General features: G+C 50.2%; 13 protein-coding genes and 1 pseudogene. 11 read left to right on the top strand and 3 right to left on the bottom strand.

Annotation, left to right across the window (positions count from 1 at the left end; all coding sequences use genetic code 11):
• Positions 1–36 precede the first annotated feature (36 nt).
• Positions 37–477, bottom strand: a complete 441-nt coding sequence (locus MYS68_RS20405) for a hypothetical protein (RefSeq protein ID WP_248927614.1) — start codon at positions 475–477, stop codon at positions 37–39.
• A 15-nt stretch (positions 478–492) separates the two neighbouring features.
• Entirely contained in the window at positions 493–1,251 is a 759-nt protein-coding gene (locus MYS68_RS20400; protein ID WP_248927613.1) for a hypothetical protein, read from the bottom strand.
• 222 nt (positions 1,252–1,473) lie between these two features.
• Here MYS68_RS20400 and MYS68_RS20395 point away from each other — a divergent pair, with 222 nt between their 5' ends.
• From MYS68_RS20395 to MYS68_RS20365, 7 genes are all read left to right on the top strand, one after another.
• Positions 1,474–1,851 (top strand): BlaI/MecI/CopY family transcriptional regulator, encoded by a 378-nt coding sequence (locus tag MYS68_RS20395; RefSeq protein WP_248927612.1) that lies wholly within the window; start codon positions 1,474–1,476, stop codon positions 1,849–1,851.
• Between the two features lie 61 nt (positions 1,852–1,912).
• Positions 1,913–3,457 (top strand): M56 family metallopeptidase, encoded by a 1,545-nt coding sequence (locus MYS68_RS20390; protein WP_248927611.1) that lies wholly within the window; start codon positions 1,913–1,915, stop codon positions 3,455–3,457.
• A gap of 255 nt (positions 3,458–3,712) precedes the next feature.
• Positions 3,713–7,564 (top strand): X2-like carbohydrate binding domain-containing protein, encoded by a 3,852-nt coding sequence (locus tag MYS68_RS20385; protein ID WP_248927610.1) that lies wholly within the window; start codon positions 3,713–3,715, stop codon positions 7,562–7,564.
• A 282-nt stretch (positions 7,565–7,846) separates the two neighbouring features.
• Complete coding sequence (locus MYS68_RS20380) at positions 7,847–8,725, top strand: haloalkane dehalogenase (RefSeq protein ID WP_248927609.1); 879 nt, start codon at positions 7,847–7,849, stop codon at positions 8,723–8,725.
• 146 nt (positions 8,726–8,871) lie between these two features.
• Positions 8,872–10,680 (top strand): sensor histidine kinase, encoded by a 1,809-nt coding sequence (locus MYS68_RS20375; RefSeq protein ID WP_248927608.1) that lies wholly within the window; start codon positions 8,872–8,874, stop codon positions 10,678–10,680.
• 19 nt (positions 10,681–10,699) lie between these two features.
• On the top strand, positions 10,700–11,764 hold the full coding sequence (locus MYS68_RS20370) for a response regulator transcription factor (protein ID WP_248927607.1): 1,065 nt from the start codon (positions 10,700–10,702) through the stop codon (positions 11,762–11,764).
• Between the two features lie 357 nt (positions 11,765–12,121).
• Positions 12,122–12,550, top strand: coding sequence for an SRPBCC family protein (locus MYS68_RS20365; protein WP_248927606.1), 429 nt, complete (start codon positions 12,122–12,124; stop codon positions 12,548–12,550).
• Between the two features lie 58 nt (positions 12,551–12,608).
• On the opposite strand, the gene MYS68_RS20360 is transcribed toward MYS68_RS20365, so the two are convergent.
• The gene (locus MYS68_RS20360) at positions 12,609–13,319 is read right to left on the bottom strand and encodes a hypothetical protein (protein ID WP_248927605.1); all 711 of its coding nucleotides are present in this window, start codon (positions 13,317–13,319) and stop codon (positions 12,609–12,611) included.
• A gap of 359 nt (positions 13,320–13,678) precedes the next feature.
• Here MYS68_RS20360 and MYS68_RS20355 point away from each other — a divergent pair.
• From MYS68_RS20355 to MYS68_RS20340, 4 genes and pseudogenes are all read left to right on the top strand, one after another.
• A pseudogene (locus MYS68_RS20355) lies at positions 13,679–13,794 on the top strand (helix-turn-helix domain-containing protein); the annotation flags it as partial.
• Positions 13,795–14,027: 233 nt separating this feature from the next.
• Positions 14,028–14,432, top strand: a complete 405-nt coding sequence (locus tag MYS68_RS20350) for a BlaI/MecI/CopY family transcriptional regulator (protein WP_248927604.1) — start codon at positions 14,028–14,030, stop codon at positions 14,430–14,432.
• A gap of 23 nt (positions 14,433–14,455) precedes the next feature.
• Positions 14,456–16,456, top strand: a complete 2,001-nt coding sequence (locus MYS68_RS20345) for a M56 family metallopeptidase (RefSeq protein ID WP_248927603.1) — start codon at positions 14,456–14,458, stop codon at positions 16,454–16,456.
• A 61-nt stretch (positions 16,457–16,517) separates the two neighbouring features.
• Positions 16,518–17,792 (top strand): DUF4179 domain-containing protein, encoded by a 1,275-nt coding sequence (locus tag MYS68_RS20340; RefSeq protein ID WP_248927602.1) that lies wholly within the window; start codon positions 16,518–16,520, stop codon positions 17,790–17,792.
• Positions 17,793–18,303 lie beyond the last annotated feature (511 nt).

Below are 18,303 nucleotides of genomic sequence, written 5' to 3'. Positions count from 1 at the left end.
AACAGCCTTCAAACCAACGGCGTTTAAGTGAAGTCTCTATGACGGAGAATCAGCATGTCCCACCGAAAGAGCGCGGTAATTCCATAACACATCGAGAACGTGAAGGGACTGATCCTCCGTACATTCAATGAGGACAGTGGCTTCACAGGGGATATGCGGTTTTTTAGCTTTTCGTCCGTTAATAAAAGAGCAGCAGCCCACTCCTACCCCAAATCCGGTAAGGGCGCCAATGATTCCCCATATTAGAGGGCCCCATGCGAGCGCAAACCCCATGCTTGCTCCAATAACGGCAAATCCTGTAGCGCAGGATATCCCAATCTCAAAGGGATGCGGACTATGCGGTTGATATTTGTGCTTCTTCCGATCTTTGTCCATGAAAACAACAAGGATTTTTTCTTTGCTGATGGAGCTGCTCTCCAGGTCGGCCAACGCCTGCTCCAGCTCGATCGATTGTTCAAAAATCCCGATAATCAACATGATTCAAGCACCTGCTCAAGGGAAAATTCGAAGCTTGGAGTTCCGGTATCGATTCGCAAGATAATAACGCTGCTCGATCCGAAAGAGATGGTTGTGCTCGCTGGCCGTACGGAAAGAGTGATAAATGGAACCGCCCATAACCGATGGCATAAAAAGCAGCCAATGCGGATGAAGCATGGAAATCGATTCATGAATATGACCGTGCAGCAGGCTTAAGAAAGATTCGTGCATTCTGGATAAGGCGAGGTAAACCCACCACCAAAATATGGCGTAGAAAGCAAGCCCGTACCGATGGTTGTACAGCTGCCCCAAGCCCGGGAAGAAAAAAGAGTATACCGCTCCAATATAGGGGGATTTTTTCTCGAGATATTGGATTTCACTGGGGGAAATGTCCAGGCTCCTTACCGGTTTATAATCTAATATTGCCAGATGGTAAAGCTTTTTTTGATATAAAGCTGACCGAAAGCTGTCTCCAATCGCAATTAAATAGATGATAAGATATCCGAAAGCCCATCGTGGTTCCAATATGGATGTGGCAAGGTCAAATTTGCCGCAAAACGAATACACCATGGCTTCGTTGATGTGGGCTAACGTATTGGTCGTCACTTCGGATAAGGTCAACAAAGTTGCCCTTACATATTGGTTAAGCAGATAATGGCCGAAACCCGGGAAAACAGCGGACCACCAGGCCACCATGTAAGGATTTTGCTGCTTCAATTGCGTAATTCCGAAAACACTGATTTTTGCAAGAGGTCTCCGATTCGGAATGTCCATTTATAAAACCTCCTTCAAAAAGTGTCTGTCATATTATGGTTAAAAGAAGATATTTCCATTCATGTAAATGGTAATTAATTGGAATTTGGGCGAATGTGATCATTGCTTTTACCGGCAATGCGAAGAATTATCAGGTGAGATGAATTTGACAACTGGGGATTACACTTGTAATATTAATTATGTATTACATATGTAATCAACCAAATTAAGGAGGCAAGAAGGATGAGCGATATTCCCAAAATTTCGGACGCGGAATGGGAAGTCATGAAGGTGCTCTGGTCTGATTCGCCCCTCACGGCCAGCGAGGTGATAGAAGCATTAGAGGACCGCACGGATTGGAAACCGAAAACAATAAGAACGCTGTTAAACAGATTAGTGCAAAAACAGGCCATATCGTATTCGCAGGAAGGCAAGATTTATGCTTACTTCCCTCTGGTATCCGAAGATGAGTGCGTAAAATCGGAGACCGCTTCTTTCCTGAAAAGAATTTACGGCGGTGCTTTTAAGCCGCTGCTCGTTAACTTTTTGAAAGAAGAAAAGTTATCTCCGGAAGAAATTAAGGAATTGAAACATATTCTGGAGGACAAAACGAAGGAATAAATGTTAGCTCTGCACCGTGCGGGCAGTCGTTATCTCATTCATTTCATTGGGGAAAGGTAGGGTGAACGTGGTTCGATTTGCGGAACTTTTTGCGGCTCTCTTCGATTGGGTTACCTCTGTCTCCATCATGGCTGCAATCCTGGTTGCATTGGTACGGGCGCTGCAGCAAGTGCTGAAGAATCGATTGAAGCCGCGGTGGCATTACTTCCTGTGGCTGATCGTTATTTTGCGGTTAATTTTGCCGTGGGGCCCGGAGAGTGAATTCAGCATTTATAATTGGATCGGTTATCCCCACTCCGTTTACTCCGCTGTGCAAATCAATCAGGAGGAAGTGTCGACAGCAGCCGATGAACAGGGGTCCGCTTCTCCGGCGGGCTATCGGGATGTATTAGCTGCACTATGGGCGGTTGGCGTATGTCTGCTTGCCCTTTATACCGTCTGGGTCAATTGGGCGTTTGCCCTCAGGATGAAAAAAGAAACCGTTAGGATAACCGATGCACGGGTGTTGGAGCTTTTTCAGCAATGTAAAACCATCATGAAGGTCCATACGCCCATCGGGTTGGTTCAATCCCGCCGTTTGGCGGCTCCAGCTCTATTCGGGTTTTTCAATCCCGTATTAATCATGCCCCACAACATTTCGGAAAGCTTGAACGACGAGCAGCTGCGGCATGTATTCCTGCATGAATTGGCCCATTGCAAACGGAATGACATTAGGGTCAACGGGCTCATGTATGCACTGCTCATTGTTCATTGGTTTAATCCGGTGTTATGGTATGCCTATCGCCGTATGCGGGATGATCAGGAGATCGCAAGTGACGCTCTGGCGCTCAGTTATTTGGCTCCTGACAAACGTCAGGACTATGGATACACGATTATCAAATTGTTGGAAAACTTCTCGCAGCCTGCCAGGGCTATCGGAAATGTATATCTTGTAGGGAACAAAGATCAGCTGAAAAGGAGAATGAGAATGATCAAACAGTTTCGGTCCGGTTCATACCGGTGGTCGTTTCTTGGCATAGCGATCATCATCTTCGTAAGCGGATGTACACTAACGAATCCTAAGGTCGATTCAAGTTCCGCACCTCTTTCCAGTTCAGCAATCTCCAATGAAAAATCGGCTGGAGCCGGGCAGTCACAGGCCCTGGGCGATACAACGCAGACGGCGGTTTCAGGGGATCAGCAGCGGAATGTCTCCGATGATGCAGCGAAACAATCGGCATCCTCCGGTGGGCAGTTGACGACCCCGGAATCTAAACCGGAGACGGCAGGTTCTCGTAATGCAGCATCGGAAGACAAGCCAAGGACCGCACCTTCCTTAAGAGAGCAAACGCCCGCACCGGCGACGCCAAGTCCCGTGCCTGCTGAAGAGACGCGAGCAGCAGCGCCGGAAGAAAAGCCGAGAAAAATGCCTTCGGTAAGAGAGGCGGCACCTGCACCCGCGTCCGCACCTGCAGCTTCACCTGTAAATACACCTGCACCTGCGTCCGCACCTGCATCGGCAGAATTACCGAAGATGTCCCCTGCGGATGGAACAAGAGCCGAAGCGCCGCAAAATCAGCCAAGAACGGTACCTTTCGTAGAAGTGGGAGCTTCTGCCGGAAAATAAAAAGAAATCGGAAGGAATCCGCATTGTAGGCCCGGTTGCGGCCGTATTTTCCTGAATGCCCTGACAACATAAGAAAAAACGAAGAAAAAGGCTGCCGGGTTCGGCGGTCTTTTTCTTTCTTTCGGGCCTGCCTCCGCACGAGGTTAATTTTGCAACAACTTTGGATAGTTTGGAAAATTCCAAAGCGGTTTGAAAGCGCTGTACGATACAGAAGAGGGACTATCCCTTAATCCGAAGCATAATGGAGGGATGATATTGGGAGCACCGGGAAAGCTTGGATCGCTTTTGGCTGGAATTGCGGTACTCGGCGGATGTTTGTTCGCGACGGATGGTTACGCCGCCACGCAGGCGCAGAGCGCTGCCGGAGTTCAATTTTTTGTCGCGCAGGACGGCAGCGATACGAATGACGGATCCCAGGGGAGCCCGTTTGCGACTCTGGAAAGGGCGAGGGATGCCGTACGCTCGCTTAAAAGCGGAGGGGGGCTGCCTGCCGGAGGGGTAACCGTTTACTTGAGAGGGGGACAATACAGGTTTTCCAGTACTTTCCAACTGGATGAGCGGGATTCGGGAACGGCGGAATCGCGGATCACTTACAAAGCTTACGATGGGGAAAAGGTAACCTTTGCCGGAGGCGATACGATCGATCCGTCCCGCTTCCAGCCGGTCGCCGATCCGGCCGTGTTGGCGAGAATTCCGCAGGAAGCGGGCGGCAAGGTGCTGCAGCTCGATCTGAAGTCGCTCGGCATAACGGATTACGGCGTACTCGGAGATAACAAAGCGGTAGCTCCGGAGTTATTTTTCAACGGCACCGTCATGACGCTGGCCCGTTTTCCGAATGCCGGATTTACGACCGTCGATGAGGTGGTGAAGGCCGCGGACAGCGCGGCGGGCACCGGCTATACGTTTACGTTCAAAGACACCGGACTCCACCGCTGGAAAAGCATCGATTACACGTGGATGCTCGGATATTGGGGAAACGACTGGGCGACCAACGATTTGCAAATCAAATCGATCGATTTTGACAAGAAAAGCATCGAAACCTATACGGGGACGAGTTATGCGATGAAGGCGGGCCAGCGGTTTTATTTTTACAATGTGCTGGAGGAGCTCGATTCGCCGGGAGAATGGTATTTGGACCGGAATACCGGCCTGCTTTATTTGTACCCGCCCGCGCCTGTGCAGGGGAAAAAGATTCAGCTGTCCTTGTTCACAGGCAGCATGATCAGCATGAACAACGTGTCGAACGTGACGTTCAGCGACATTGCGATGGAGGTCAACCGCGGCAGCGCGATCGATATCAATGGCGGGGAAAACAACCTGGTAAAAAGCTGCGAAATCAGCAAAATGGGCGGCTACGCGGTCAAAATAAACGGAGGAACAAACAACGGCGTATACGGCTGCCGCATTTACAGCATGGGCAACGGCGGCGTGTCCTTGAACGGCGGCGATGTTGTCACGCTGACTCCGGCGGGCAACTATGCGGATAATAACGATATTTACAACTACGCGAGAATCAAGCTGACCTATACGTCGGCCGTCGAGCTGAACGGGGTCGGCAACCGTGCATCCCATAACAAAATGCACGATGCTCCCCACCTGGCGATCCAGTTCCGCGGCAACGATCATCTCATCGAGTACAACGAGATTTACGATGTGGTCAAAGAAACGGCGGACGCTTCCGCGATTTATTCGGGAAGAAGTTTCGTTTGGCGCGGCAACGTGATCCGGTATAACTATTTTCACGATATTATCGCCAGCGATCTGAGGGTATCCACGGCGGCGATTTATTTGGACGACTACATGAGCGGCGTGGAAATGCGCGGCAACGTATTTTACAAGATCGGCAAGCAAGCGTTCAAACTCGCGAACGGCCGGGAGAATACGGTGGAGAATAACATCGTCATCGACACCGGCACATCGATCGGCTTCATGACGCGCGACTACAAGCCCGGGGAGAAAAACTACATTTCGCTGATGAGCAAATTCGATCAGGTTCCGTACCAAAGCGACATTTGGGCGCAGCGGTATCCGACGCTTCCGGACATTTTGAACGACGAGCCGCTGCTGCCGAAACGGAACGTCGTCCGCAGCAACGCCATCGTGAACAGCGGCGCCATCTCCGGCGACGTCAGCCGGAATATGGAGCTGGGCACCTTTGCCAACAACGCAACCTTTGCGAGCAAGGACGGACTCGGCTTTAACGATCCGGCCGGCGGCAATTTCGGTTTGAAAAGCGATTCGGTGCTGTTCACGCAAATTCCCGGGTTCCAAAACATACCTTTCGAGCAAATCGGCATTCAGGCCACCGGTCTTCCTCCCGCAAACTCGGGCCTCACGGCATCATATTTGACTCGCCCGCAAAATGCCGGCGATTTGACCGTCGGCTTGAAACTAAACGGCAATACGCTCGTATCCGTGAAGGACGAAACGAAGCTGTTGACGCCGGGCAGCGACTACGTCGTCCAAGGCAACACCGTCGTCTTGAAAAAGCAGTACCTGGATTCGCTCGATGACCGTCGAACCGCACTTGCGTTTTCCTTCAGCGCGGGCGATGACGCTTATCTCGTCGTGGATACCGCACCGCCGGCCGGCTCGGAGCTCGGCACGTCTTCCTTGAAATATGCGCTGAACTCGGGCGATGCCACGATTGCCGTCAACCTGAACGGCAATACGCTCGTTTCGGTCAAAGACGGCAGCCGCGTTTTGACGGAAGGCGTCGATTATGTCAACAACGGCTCTTCGGTCACTTTGAAGAAGGTGTATCTTGCGAACCTGCCGCTCGGAACTTACACGCTGACCTTTACGTTCAGCGCCGGGCGCGATGCGGTTTTGACGATGACGGTTGTGCGGGGGAGCCTGACGCTGGGCAAAACGTACGGGGCATCCTCGCAATGGAGCGGCAGCTATGACGCGGCCAAAGCGTTCGATTCGAATCCCGCCACCAGATGGTCTGCGGAAAAAGGAAAAGTAACCGATCAATATGTGTCCGTCGATTTTGGCGATGAAGTGACGTATAACCGGGTTGTCGTCAACGAAAGCTCTTATCCGCGAGTCGATTCTTACGTGCTGCAGTATTCGGAGGACGGCATTAATTACGTCGACATTCCCGGCACGGCGGGGACGTCGATCGGCGCAAATAAGGAGATTGACTTTGCTCCCGTCACGTCGCGATATTTGCGGTTGTGGATGTTTTCGACGAAGCTGGAAGCGGGGACCCGCAAGGAGCCGACCATCAATGAAATCGAAGTATACGATATGGAGGATACGATGGAGGATACGATTCCGCCCGTTATAACGGGAGCCGCCGCAGAGCCGCCCAACGGGAATAACTGGTACAACTCGGATGTTACGGTCCGCTTCACGGCATCGGACAGCGGTTCGGGCATCGCCTTCGTGACGCCCGACACGACGCTCAGCACTGAGGGAGCCGGCCAGTCCGTTGTCGGTACGGCGACGGACAAAGCAGGCAATACGGCTGCTTTCACGGTTTCGGACATCAACATCGACAAGACGTTGCCGACGATCGTCCTAAGCACTACGGCAAGCTACAAAACTACGGATACGTTGACGGTCACCTACGCCGTATATGATGACTTGTCGGGCATTGCCGACTCGGCGGCCGTTCTGAACGGGAAGCCGGTGGAAGCCGGGCAAGCGATCCGGCTGAACGATTTGGCCGGCGTGGGCCGGCTGGAAGTGACTACATCGGACAAAGCCGGCAACAAAGCGGTCCGGACAGCCGCGTTTGAGGTGCTGATTGCCGCAGCCGTTCGAGTGAATCCGGACTCGTTTAACTTAAAAAGAAACGGCGGCGCGAATTCGGTAACCGGGTATATCGAACTGTCTGCCGGATATGACGTATCGCAGACCGAGCTTGCTTCCGTCAGGCTGTCGGCCGGGACAGCTTCCGTTCCCGCGCAAGCCGAGCCATCGGAGATCAAAGACTACGACGGAGACGGGATCAAAGAACTTATGGTGAAATTCGACGGTCAAGCGGTGGCGAACCTGCTGGCGAACGATAGCGGGGACGTTACGCTTGAAGTCAGCGGCAGCCTGCGTGACGGAAGAAAGTTCACCGGTGCCGATACGATTAAGGTTTTGAAATGAAGATCGGTGTAAGAAGGATACGCTTCAATTAAAGCTGCCGCAAGGCGGCTTTTTTCTTTTGGGCGAGCCGAGTGCGAAATTTTGGTTCAAGAGGGCGGCAAGTTTTACAAAAAAAATAGTTGCAATAACATCCTATTCGTCGTATGATGAAATTAGTTGCAATGACATCCTATTTAACATCTCAGCCGGGCATGTGCCATGGAATTGAAATCGAAATCGGAAGCGGACTGCCGGAAGATACTTTAACCTGGCGGTAAATAAAATTGAAGGGTGAGATGAAAAATGATTAACGAGGCATTCCCGTATGAGAAAAAGCGCAAACAGGTATTCGGCTTGGAGATGGCCTATGTGGAGGAAGGAAGCGGTGACCCTATCGTCTTCCTGCATGGCAATCCGGCATCTTCTTATCTCTGGCGCAACATTATTCCTTATGCCCGGAAGTTTGGCCGCTGTATTGCGCCTGATCTCATCGGTATGGGAGATTCCGCAAAGCTTCCGGAAAGCGGGCCCCACTCGTACACCTTTGCCGAGCACCGCCGCTATCTTGACGAGCTGCTCGATCAGCTTGGCGTGAGCGAGCGTGTAACTTTTGTGATGCACGACTGGGGATCGGCACTCGGCTTCGACTGGGCGAAGCGCCATCCCGGTGCGGTCAAAGGCATCGCTTATATGGAAGCGATCATTAAACCGCGCAGTTGGAGTGAAATTCCGGAGAACGGGCGCAAGATTTTCCAAACGCTTCGGACGCCGGAAGGGGAGCGGATGGTGCTTGAAGAAAATTCGTTTATCGAGTTCAACCTGCCGGTGGGCATATTGCGCAAGCTGACGGATGAAGAGATGGCACAGTACCGCCGGCCGTTCCTGGAGCCGGGTGAAAGCCGCCGTCCCACGCTCAGCTGGGCACGCCAGCTTCCATTCGACGGAGATCCGGCTGATGTAACGGAGATTGTCACTGAGTATGGAGAATGGCTGGCGCAAAGCGCGGTTCCCAAACTATTCGTCCGCTGCGACCCCGGCTTGCTGCCGCAATCCCACCTCGATTTTTGCCGTACATGGCCATCGCAGACCGAGGTAACGGTCCCAGGCCGCCACTATCCGCAAGAAGACGCACCCGCTGAAGTGGGCGAAGCGCTTGCCGCATGGTTGAAAAGATTGGATTAACGTTACGTTTAACGAATGATAGGGGGGACAAATGTCGCCCTTTTTTGTCTTGTTCAAAAGTCCGTACGTCCAAAGCTGCCACTTTTCCAATGCGCACCTTTCATGATAAGGTAAACTATATGGCTGGAAGGCGAGGGCGGCTGTCGATGATGTGGAAAAAGAAAGCGCTGACAATTAAAGCGAAGCTGCTGCTTCTTATATTGTTTTTTCTATGCGTGCCGCTGCTTGCCTTCGGGGCGTCGTGGTACGCGAGCTCGACCGAGAGCATCGAGAAAAACGCGATCAGCTACAGCGAGCAGCTCGTGCGGCAGATCAACGGGCAGCTCGATTCGTATTTCGCCGACCTGGAGCGCGTCACGTATCCGCTGCTGCTGCATCCGCACATCCAGACGTTCATGAAGCTCGAGCCGAATGAGCAATACGAGCGGTTTGTGATCAGCAGAAAAATATCCGAAGAGCTGTTTCCGTCGATCATTTTCGGGCGTCCGGACATTTACGGCCTGTCGATTGTGTCCAAAAACGGCATCGCCACGGCCAGCTACAACGGATTAGCCGCAATGGAAAGCTACGAGCAGTACAAGGATGCGCTGCTTGGCGACCAGAACTATAAAATTATGGGATTGTCCTTCAAGGACTATACGCCGGTGCTGACGATCGCGCGGCGTTTTCTCGATACGCTGTCCTACCAGTCGGCGGGGATGCTTGTCGTCCACTTGCGAATGAATGAAATCATAAAAATTTGCGAAAAAATCAAGCTCGGGGAAAGCGGCTTCGTTTGGATCATGGACCAGCAGGGCAATATCGTGTACCACCCCGACAAGGAAAAATGGGGCAAGCCGGTCGGGGACCGCGGCATCCGTCTCAATCTGGACGACCGCAGCGGCTATTACGTGGAAAACGTCGCGGGGGAGAAAATGCTGGTCATATACGACCGTTCGCAGGCCACGGGCTGGACCTTGGTCTCGGAAGTGCCGCTTAGCCAGTTGAACGGCGATTTGGTTCGTTGGCGAAACGTCACCGTATGGATCGGGCTGCTTTTGGTCGGATTGGCGCTGTTTCTCGTCGGCGGCTTCTCGCTGTATATGACCCAATCGCTTTCGCATTTGCAGAGGCTGATGCGCCGGGCGGAGGAGGGCGATCTCACCATCCGGGCGCCGGAGCGGCGCGACGACGAAATCGGCAGCCTGAACCGCAGCTTTAACCGGATGGCCGGCAAAATCCAAAGCCTGATCGAGGAAGTGCAGCATTCCAAGCAAAAGGAAAACGAAATGGAGCTGCGACAGCGCGAGTCTGCGCTGCAGGCGATGCAGTCGCAGATCAATCCGCATTTTTTGTACAATACGCTGGAAATCATTAATTCGTATGCGATTATCGAGGGGGTAAAGCCGATCAGCCGGATGGCGACTTCGCTCGCCGGCATATTCCGCTACAGCATCGGCCACCCGCAGCAGACCGTCACGCTGAAGGAGGAGCTCCGCTACATACGGACCTATCTGGAAATTCAGCAGGAACGGTTCAAGACGCTCCATGTGGAAGCGGACGTGCAGGAAGACGAATTGGGCCGGGTAATGGCCCTCCGGCTGATGATACAGCCGCTTGTGGAAAATGCGTTTAAGCACGGGTATGACCGGCATAAGCTCAAGCCGACGTATATCGGGATTTTCGGAGAGAAGCGCGACGATGTTTACCTGCTGCGGATCGAAGATAGAGGGGGCGGGATGGATCCGGCCTTAAGAGACAAGTATAACGAAATGTTTATGGGAGGCAACGGCGGGACGGCGGAAGCGGGCGGCGATTCGGAAATGATCGCCCCGGCAGTGCAGCCTGGGGCGATAGGTTTGTGGAACGTCCATCAGCGCATCCGTTTAAGCTTCAGCGAGGGCTACGGCCTGTACATCGTAAAATCCGACGAAACGGGCACGATCGTGGAGATGCGGCTCAAATACATGGCTTGATTTCGGAAGGGGGAGCGGTATGTTCAAAGTATTGATCGTCGACGACGAGGTAATGATCAAACGAAGCCTGGCCAAGCTGATTGCGGACAGCCCGTTTGGCTTCGAAGCGGTCGGAGAGGCGGATGACGGAAATGAAGCGCTTGCGTTATGCGAAAAGCTGCGGCCGGACCTGCTCATCACGGACATCAGAATGCCCGTGATGGACGGCTTGGAGTTGGTCAGCGAGGTACGCCTTCACGAGTGGGACATGGACATCGCCATTTTGTCCGGCTACGACGATTTCGCTTACGCGCAGCAGGCCCTTCGGCACGGGGTCGCCGATTATTTGCTGAAGCCGCTGCAGGAAGAGCAGCTTCACGAGCTGCTCGCTAACGTTTCGGCCAGGCTGGAGGAGCGGCGCAGGGCGACGGCAGCGCGGAGCCGGTGGCTGAAGGAATGCAAAGCGCTCGGCGAGGAGCTTGCCGAGCGGCTTTGGCTGCTGAACGAAGAGGAAGCGCAGAGGCGGATGGAGGAAATTTGCGGGCGTTTGTCGGACGATGGGTTGCCCGCCGCCCAGCTCGCCAGCCGTCTGGAGGACGTGCTGGTCTTGGCGGAAGCGGGGCTGCTGGAGCGTGCGCAGGGCGGCTTGGCGGAGCTGGGCAAGCCGCTTCTTTCGGGTGCGGAAGCCCCGGGGCAGCTGCTGGCCCAAGCGAAGGAGGTGCTTCGGCGGCAGGCGGAGCTCATACGCGCGTCGCGCAATTGGGGGCAGCGGCAGTCGATCTCCCGGGCCGTCCGTTTTCTGGAAACGCACTTCGCCGAGGGGGATGTGACGCTGCAGCAGGCAGCCGAGCAGGCGGGCATGTCGGTGTCGTATTTCAGCCGCTGTTTCAAGGAGGAGACAGGGATGAGCTTCACCGACTACGTCATCAAGCTGCGCATGGACAAGGCGATGGAGCTGCTGCGCGACCCCTCCTGCAAAACGCTCGATGCAGCGCTGGCGGTCGGCTACGGCGACTACCCGCATTTTGCCAAGTCGTTCAAGAAGTATTGCGGGTTGTCGCCGAACGAGTATAAGAAGCGGATGGCCGGGGGGAAGTCGGGATAATGCGTGATGCATCATACGGGGGCCGGGATAGTCGGTTGTAGGAACCGCTGTTAATCGTTATAAGCTGAATTACGGGAATGATTCAATGAATTCAAAGCGATTGAGACGTGCTCTAAAAAAAATCAAAATATTCCTTGACGAGAATATTCCTTATGATGTATATTTGAATTGTCCGAAACAAAGAGATTGGATAAGGAGCAATGCCCCGGATAAGCCTGCGGCACTGCTTCGATAAACCGTCAGAGAGGAGGGCCGTTTCACATTAAGCTTTTCAAATAACATTCAAGGCATTTCGTATGTGGGATGATGCGGGAGCGCTCAACAATATAATCTATTAAAGTGAGGTAGGGAATTAATATGGAAACAGGTAAAAATGTAGAAATAACAGTAGAAGCGACTATTCATGCACCGGTTGGAGAAGTGTGGAAATTTTGGAACGAGCCGCAGCATATCACAAAATGGTGCGCCGCTGCCGACGACTGGCATGCGCCGAAAGCAGAAAATGATTTAAGGGTCGGCGGGAAGTTTACTACAAGAATGGAAGCGAAGGATGGCAGCTTTGGATTTGATTTCGGCGGCGTTTATGATGAAGTGAGAACAAATGAGTTTATTTCTTACACGATGGGAGATGGAAGAAAAGTTTCGATTACTTTTATCAGCCAAGGAAACGTCACTAAGGTTGTTGAAACTTTTGACGCGGAAACGACCAATCCTGTTGATATGCAGCAAGCAGGCTGGCAGGCGATTCTGGACAATTTTAAAAAATACAGTGAAGCCTCCAAATAAAATGAGGATAAAAAAACCTTCCTTAAAATTGGAAGGTTTTTTATTTGCAAAAAACGAACTAATGCCCTAAAGTACGAGCGAAAATTTGCAAATTTCTCGTCAAAAAATCCGTGCTGGCAAAAGAGGTTTTCTGAAATTGGCTGTTCATGTCCCGTAAAAAAACTTCCATACTCGACGTGTCCACGTCTGCGAAGCGGTTTTCGATCTTGGTGTTCCGCATATCTTTTATGAGCTTATCGGTTTCTTCCCTATATGTCGATACCCAATCTTTATTTTGGGGAACCTTCTTGGCGAATTCGATGAGAATCTTTCCCCAATCCCCGCCGTTTGTTACGGCATCCTGCAGCCGCTTGTAAGTCTCCGGCTCAAAACGTTTCATTAATTCTCCGGTATTGATGTAGTCATCGGGAGCGCCGATGGGCTTTTGAGGGGGCGTAACATAAGTGGCTTGACCGGTTTCCGGGTCTACGGTTCTTGTTTTGGCGATAGCTGCAATTTGCCGGATGACTCCCAAAAATTTGGAAGAGTCTTCGCCCGTCATATAACGGTCCGCCAAAAATTTCGCTTGAGATAAACCCGATTCCAGCAGGGCGGCTCGCTCCTCCTCGTCCGAGACGGAGCCGTCCGGAAGCAGATTCGATTGGATTAAAGTATAGACCGCTTTGCTGACTTCGGGCGACTTGCCGTTTAATAGACTTTGCAGCGAATCGTTTATTTCAGCCGTACCCCAATAATGCGCCGGCTGCAGCTCGATAGCGTCAACCGCCAATTGCCTGCCCTCCGGGCTGATTTCCAGCAAGTCATAAGACACTTTCGAACCGGGCGAGGTACCCGAGTACAAAGCGGGATGTTGTTGTACCTTTGCAGCGTAGAGGTTCAGAACCGATGAAGCAGCGTATCTGGTTATTTCCACACGGGACACCTCAATTTCTTTTTATTTTTTCTAAAATGTATATCGGAAGTTTCTTCCATAATGTTTATAACTTTCCGCTGTCGGTGAATGAACCCAACGCAACCTGGGGTTGCGGGGCCGCTCAACTAAAGTGGTCTTTACTTCTGCAGGCGGTTAAATCAAGATTAGCTTATCAGTTACAGAAAGGCAGCTGCCGCTATGGTCTTTGTGGAGAAAGCGATCTATTTGGCTTAACCATCGATGAGTTATTAAGGAGTGACGAGGAGTTGACCAATAAGGTGATCAAGAAAGCAAACAATTGGCCCATCCGAAATTAAAGTTTATTTTTGATTGATGCACACCGCACGCGGAAAATTACGCGGATGCCGATGAAGTATGGAGCTTAGACGGCCTTTAACTTACTTGAAAAGACCCTTTGAGCGAAATGGAAAAGTAATGACGGCATAGAAGTCGGTCGGCCATATGTTAAAGAATTAGATTGACAGTTTAAATTTACATGTGTAATAATAACGTTGTCAGATGAATTTACAGATGTAATAGTTTATTTCGGAAAGGAGGATAAGCATGCACAATGTTCCCAAAATATCGGAATCGGAATGGGAAATTATGAAGGTTATCTGGAAGCATAGCCCTATGACCTCAGAGCAAATCATGCTCCAGCTACCTGGTGGGATTGAGTGGAGCGATCAGACCGTACGAACGTTTATTAACAGGCTTTTGAATAAAAAGGCAGTCGGCTTCGAAAGATCGGGAAGAAGTTATCTTTATTTTCCGTTAGTCTCTGAGAAAGATTGCATTCGGGCGGCGAGCGAATCATTTCTCAAAAGAGTATTTAACGGGGCGGCTAACATGATGGTGTCGAATTTTTTGGAAGAAACCGATTTAACAGAACAGGATATCGATCATCTTCAAAAGATTTTGATAGAAAAGAAAAAGGAAAAGATAACGGAGCACAAGGATAATGCATAGAGATAAAATGGAGAGGTAAGCTCATGGATCATTTATATAGTCTCTTTGCATGGTTGTGTTACTCGACGTTGGCGGCGAGCGCCGTTGTCCTGTTTATCATGGTGATTCAAGCCTTGTTTCATCGACATATGAGCCCTCGTATGCGGCATGCGCTCTGGCTGATCGTACTGATTCGACTGCTCCTGCCGGATTTCCCCAATAGTCCTTTAAGTTTATTTAATGCTTTGCAATTGACTTCGGGTGCAGATAGAGCGGTTGCGGATATCCTGTCTTTTGAAACTAATATACCAGCGGAAGTATTACCCAATGATAGAGAGGTGCAACAACTACTTCTTCAGAATCAGAACAATATACCTCCTCAGAACCAGCATCCGATTCTGGAAGCCGTATCACCACATGAAACGGAGAACCAGACACCTTCTTTTACAGCAGTATACCCATTCGTCTTAAAAACTGTTTCGGTAATATGGCTTACAGGAGCGGCCGCAATTCTGGTCTATTTATTCGTGTATATGTGGAGGATCCGAAGAGCACTCAATTCATTTGAAGTCGTTACAGACCCTCGGATTGTCTCCATTATGAATGATTGCAGGAGCAAATTCGGTATTAAGAAGCCAATTGCCTTGTATACGGGACACGACATGAAAAGCCCGCATATTTCCGGGGTGATACATCCGTGGATTTATTTCCCCAAAGAGATAGGAAACCAAATGAATGATGTTCAGCTGTATCATATCATCTCCCACGAGCTGGCTCATTATAAAAGAAATGATATCGCATGGAATTGGCTTGGAGCCTTGGTTCTCGCGATCCACTGGATCAATCCTATAATTTGGATATATATGAAAAAGATGAAAGTAGATATGGAGTTGGCCTGCGATGCCTATGTATTGGAAGTTCTCGGAGAAGCCGAGGCGATACCGTACGGGATGACGATTGTTCAATTTCTGAAGCTTTATACAGTCAACCGCCGCAACCAACCGAGCCTGCTGTATTTCTTTGGAGCGAACAAGCGAAATCAGGTGGTAAGGAGAATTAAGATGATTACATCGTTCAAGAAAGGTACGTATAAGCTCTCATCGATCGCTGTCCTTTGCGTTGCCATCATGGGCTTAACGACGCTAACAAATGCGGCAGAGCCGATATCGGGAGATCCTCCGAAGGAATATGCTGAAGGCACTGCAATAACTGACAAAAGTGAAAATGATACCTCATCCTCCGATCAGGCCAAGCACGAATTGGAGGAAGTAGTAAAGGCTAATGCTAATGATACTAAGTTTAATATCCCAAGTTCTTTACCTGAGGAGTACCGCTTTGAAAAGGGCAATCTTCATACGAAGGGAATGGATGAAGGCAAGCAAACCGAAGTAGAGATACGCAATGTTGAACGCAAAGATGAGACTATATCCGGTAATGTAGATCACTTCGCCATTCATGAAGTAGCAGGATTGGAAGCTTCTTATCAATCTACGAAGGAATACGCTGCCCAAGCGGCAGCTGAGAAGGATGGAAAGGGTGCATTCTCCCCCGATCAGGCCAAGAACGAATTGGAGGAAGTAGTAAAGGCTGCTGGTTTTGAGTTTAAAATCCCGAAATCTTTACCTGAGGGGTATCGCTTCGAAGGGGTTAAGCTGACTACGAAGGGAACGGATGAAAGCAAGCAAACCGAAGTAGAGACACACTATGTTGAGCGCAAAGCGGAGGTTATATCCGGTAATGTAGATTTCTACGCCACTCATGGAGGTGCAGGATTGGAAGCTGTGTATAAATCGATTGAACAAGCCCTGGATACCAAAAAAAGCGGATGGGCGATAAGTCGAACATCTCTGAGAATGAAGGAACTGGGGCTGTTCGCCATGAAGGTGACGGTAAGTTATACAGGGCAAAGCGATAAGCGCTACTATGTATGGGAGGATAGAGGAGTTCAGTATCAATTCCAAGTAACGGGAAAACTTTCGGATCAAGAGCTCATCACTATCGTATCCTCCATGAAATACCCGAATGAAGAGATGAATAAGAGATAATCATGCACGACGAGGGCCGTGCCTCCATAAACCAAATTGAATCAAGGAAGGGTTGTTGAAGATGATTCCTGCTTTAAAGACAACGAAGAATAGAATTCGCCGCTTGATTGCAATCCCTGTAGCCGCTCTGATCGCTATGACCGCAATGGGGGCTTCCTTCACTGCACCCGTAGCCGTGGCAGCGCAGGCTGACGAGCAAGCTACCTCTGTAGATTCCCCATCTATGCTTATCGATGATAGTTGGCACTGGGGGCTAACTCAAGCTGTTAAGAGAGGACTGGCGTCCAAGGTTAATCAAAGCGTTACCCGCAATGGGGTTACGATTACAGTGAAGGAGATATTGTTTAACGAAGCGGAATTGAGCATTGGCTATACAGTGCATGTTGCAGAAGGGCAGCAACGACCTCGCACTAGCGGTACCATTATGATTTGGATCGGCGGGGAGAATTATATTGAGAACTCTATCAGCTCTACAGAAATCGATAGTCAAACGACTGCGCATATTGTGAGTTTGCCCAATATGGGGCAGATTCCCGATGAGTTTGAGCTGAAACTCCAGGAGTTCCGTTCCTTTGAGCAAACATCGCAAAGTCTTCCTGATCAGTGGGAGTTGACGATTCCGATAAAGAAAGATACGAGGGAAACCACTGTGCTCAAACCGATGAGGACCATGTCTTCTGGCGACACGACATATACGGTCAAGGAGATAGCTATAACACCTAGCGGGACTGCAGTCAAGTTTGAACTCGAAATGCCAAAATCTATGAGGGATGGCCTTCACCTTCCTCTTATGGAACTGGAAGATGAAGAAGGATTGAAACATAGCTCTTTAAATTTAAAAGAAATTGGTAGAACTAAGCCTACGGAAAAAGGGTATTTAATTGAGTGTGTTTATCACTTCAGCACTCTGCTGACAGTTCCTGAGTCGATCAAAATCAAGTTTGTTAATGCAAAGTTTTTATTTGAATATCAATTGAAAGTAGAGACTTATAAGACGACAGTGGATTACAAGCCGACCGCAGAGAATCCAATTATGCTGAATACAAGTAAGTCCAAGGTGAAAATTACGAATATCAGCTATGGCAAGGATAAGACCGAGGTTCATTACCAAGGGGATAGTCCCTATACGTTCGATTTGAGTCTGGAAGATGGATCGGGTGAGGAATTCTTATCAAGAAAAACAAGGTTGGTTGACCCGAAAACCTATTCGTTTGTTGCCGAGTTCCCTGCCCTTCCTCCTGACGCCAAGGTAACGATCGTTAATACCGAACGCCACGGGGGATCGAGCTATGTACCGGAGTTGGAAATGACAATTCCAGTCAACCTAAAAAAATAAGATGGCTGCAACGAGGCGGCTGATAAAAAAGGGGAAAGTAATTCCTCCAAGAAGGAGGAACCTCGCGGACATGCAGGGAACCACTGATAATCGGACTGTGCAGTAGCTGCTTTGCGTATCGCGGGCGTTAACCGCTTGAAGTGTGTATCTTAAGGTCATATGATCTAGTTGGATGTCCCCAATTCAAACATAAGATATAAAACGTGGGTGGTACCACGGGAGAATGTAAAAGAACAATCTCTCGTCCCTGACTTAGCTGGCAGGGGCGAGGGATTTTTTTAACATTATAACGGAGTTTTTTGAGAGCTTTCTCAATGTTGCTTTCGCATTCCTGAAGCAACTCAGCAGCTTGTTTGCGGGCTTTAATCGCATCGGAACGATCGCGTGCTTCTTGGGATTTACCCTTTTAATTAACTTACTCGAATAATCGTTCAATTCACTTGTTTTCGTGTCACTTACCTCCAGGCTTTTTATCAATGGAATCAGTGTGACTGTTCCACATATTGTGCAA

This window comes from Paenibacillus hamazuiensis, assembly GCF_023276405.1.
In the GTDB taxonomy this organism is placed as follows: Bacteria; Bacillota; Bacilli; order Paenibacillales; family NBRC-103111; genus Paenibacillus_AF; species Paenibacillus_AF hamazuiensis.
This window is presented reverse-complemented; position numbering and strand designations above follow the sequence as displayed.

Bases quoted from the DNA above. Each gene is read 5' to 3' on its own strand.
- MYS68_RS20375 (WP_248927608.1), top strand. From the start codon at position 8,872: ATGATGTGGAAAAAGAAAGCGCTGACAATTAAAGCGAAGCTGCTGCTT.
- MYS68_RS20365 (WP_248927606.1), top strand. From the start codon at position 12,122: ATGGAAACAGGTAAAAATGTAGAAATAACAGTAGAAGCGACTATTCAT.
- MYS68_RS20400 (WP_248927613.1), bottom strand. From the start codon at position 1,251: ATGGACATTCCGAATCGGAGACCTCTTGCAAAAATCAGTGTTTTCGGA.
- MYS68_RS20340 (WP_248927602.1), top strand. From the start codon at position 16,518: ATGATTCCTGCTTTAAAGACAACGAAGAATAGAATTCGCCGCTTGATT.
- MYS68_RS20405 (WP_248927614.1), bottom strand. From the start codon at position 477: ATGTTGATTATCGGGATTTTTGAACAATCGATCGAGCTGGAGCAGGCG.
- MYS68_RS20370 (WP_248927607.1), top strand. From the start codon at position 10,700: ATGTTCAAAGTATTGATCGTCGACGACGAGGTAATGATCAAACGAAGC.
- MYS68_RS20380 (WP_248927609.1), top strand. From the start codon at position 7,847: ATGATTAACGAGGCATTCCCGTATGAGAAAAAGCGCAAACAGGTATTC.
- MYS68_RS20345 (WP_248927603.1), top strand. From the start codon at position 14,456: ATGGATCATTTATATAGTCTCTTTGCATGGTTGTGTTACTCGACGTTG.
- MYS68_RS20350 (WP_248927604.1), top strand. From the start codon at position 14,028: ATGCACAATGTTCCCAAAATATCGGAATCGGAATGGGAAATTATGAAG.
- MYS68_RS20395 (WP_248927612.1), top strand. From the start codon at position 1,474: ATGAGCGATATTCCCAAAATTTCGGACGCGGAATGGGAAGTCATGAAG.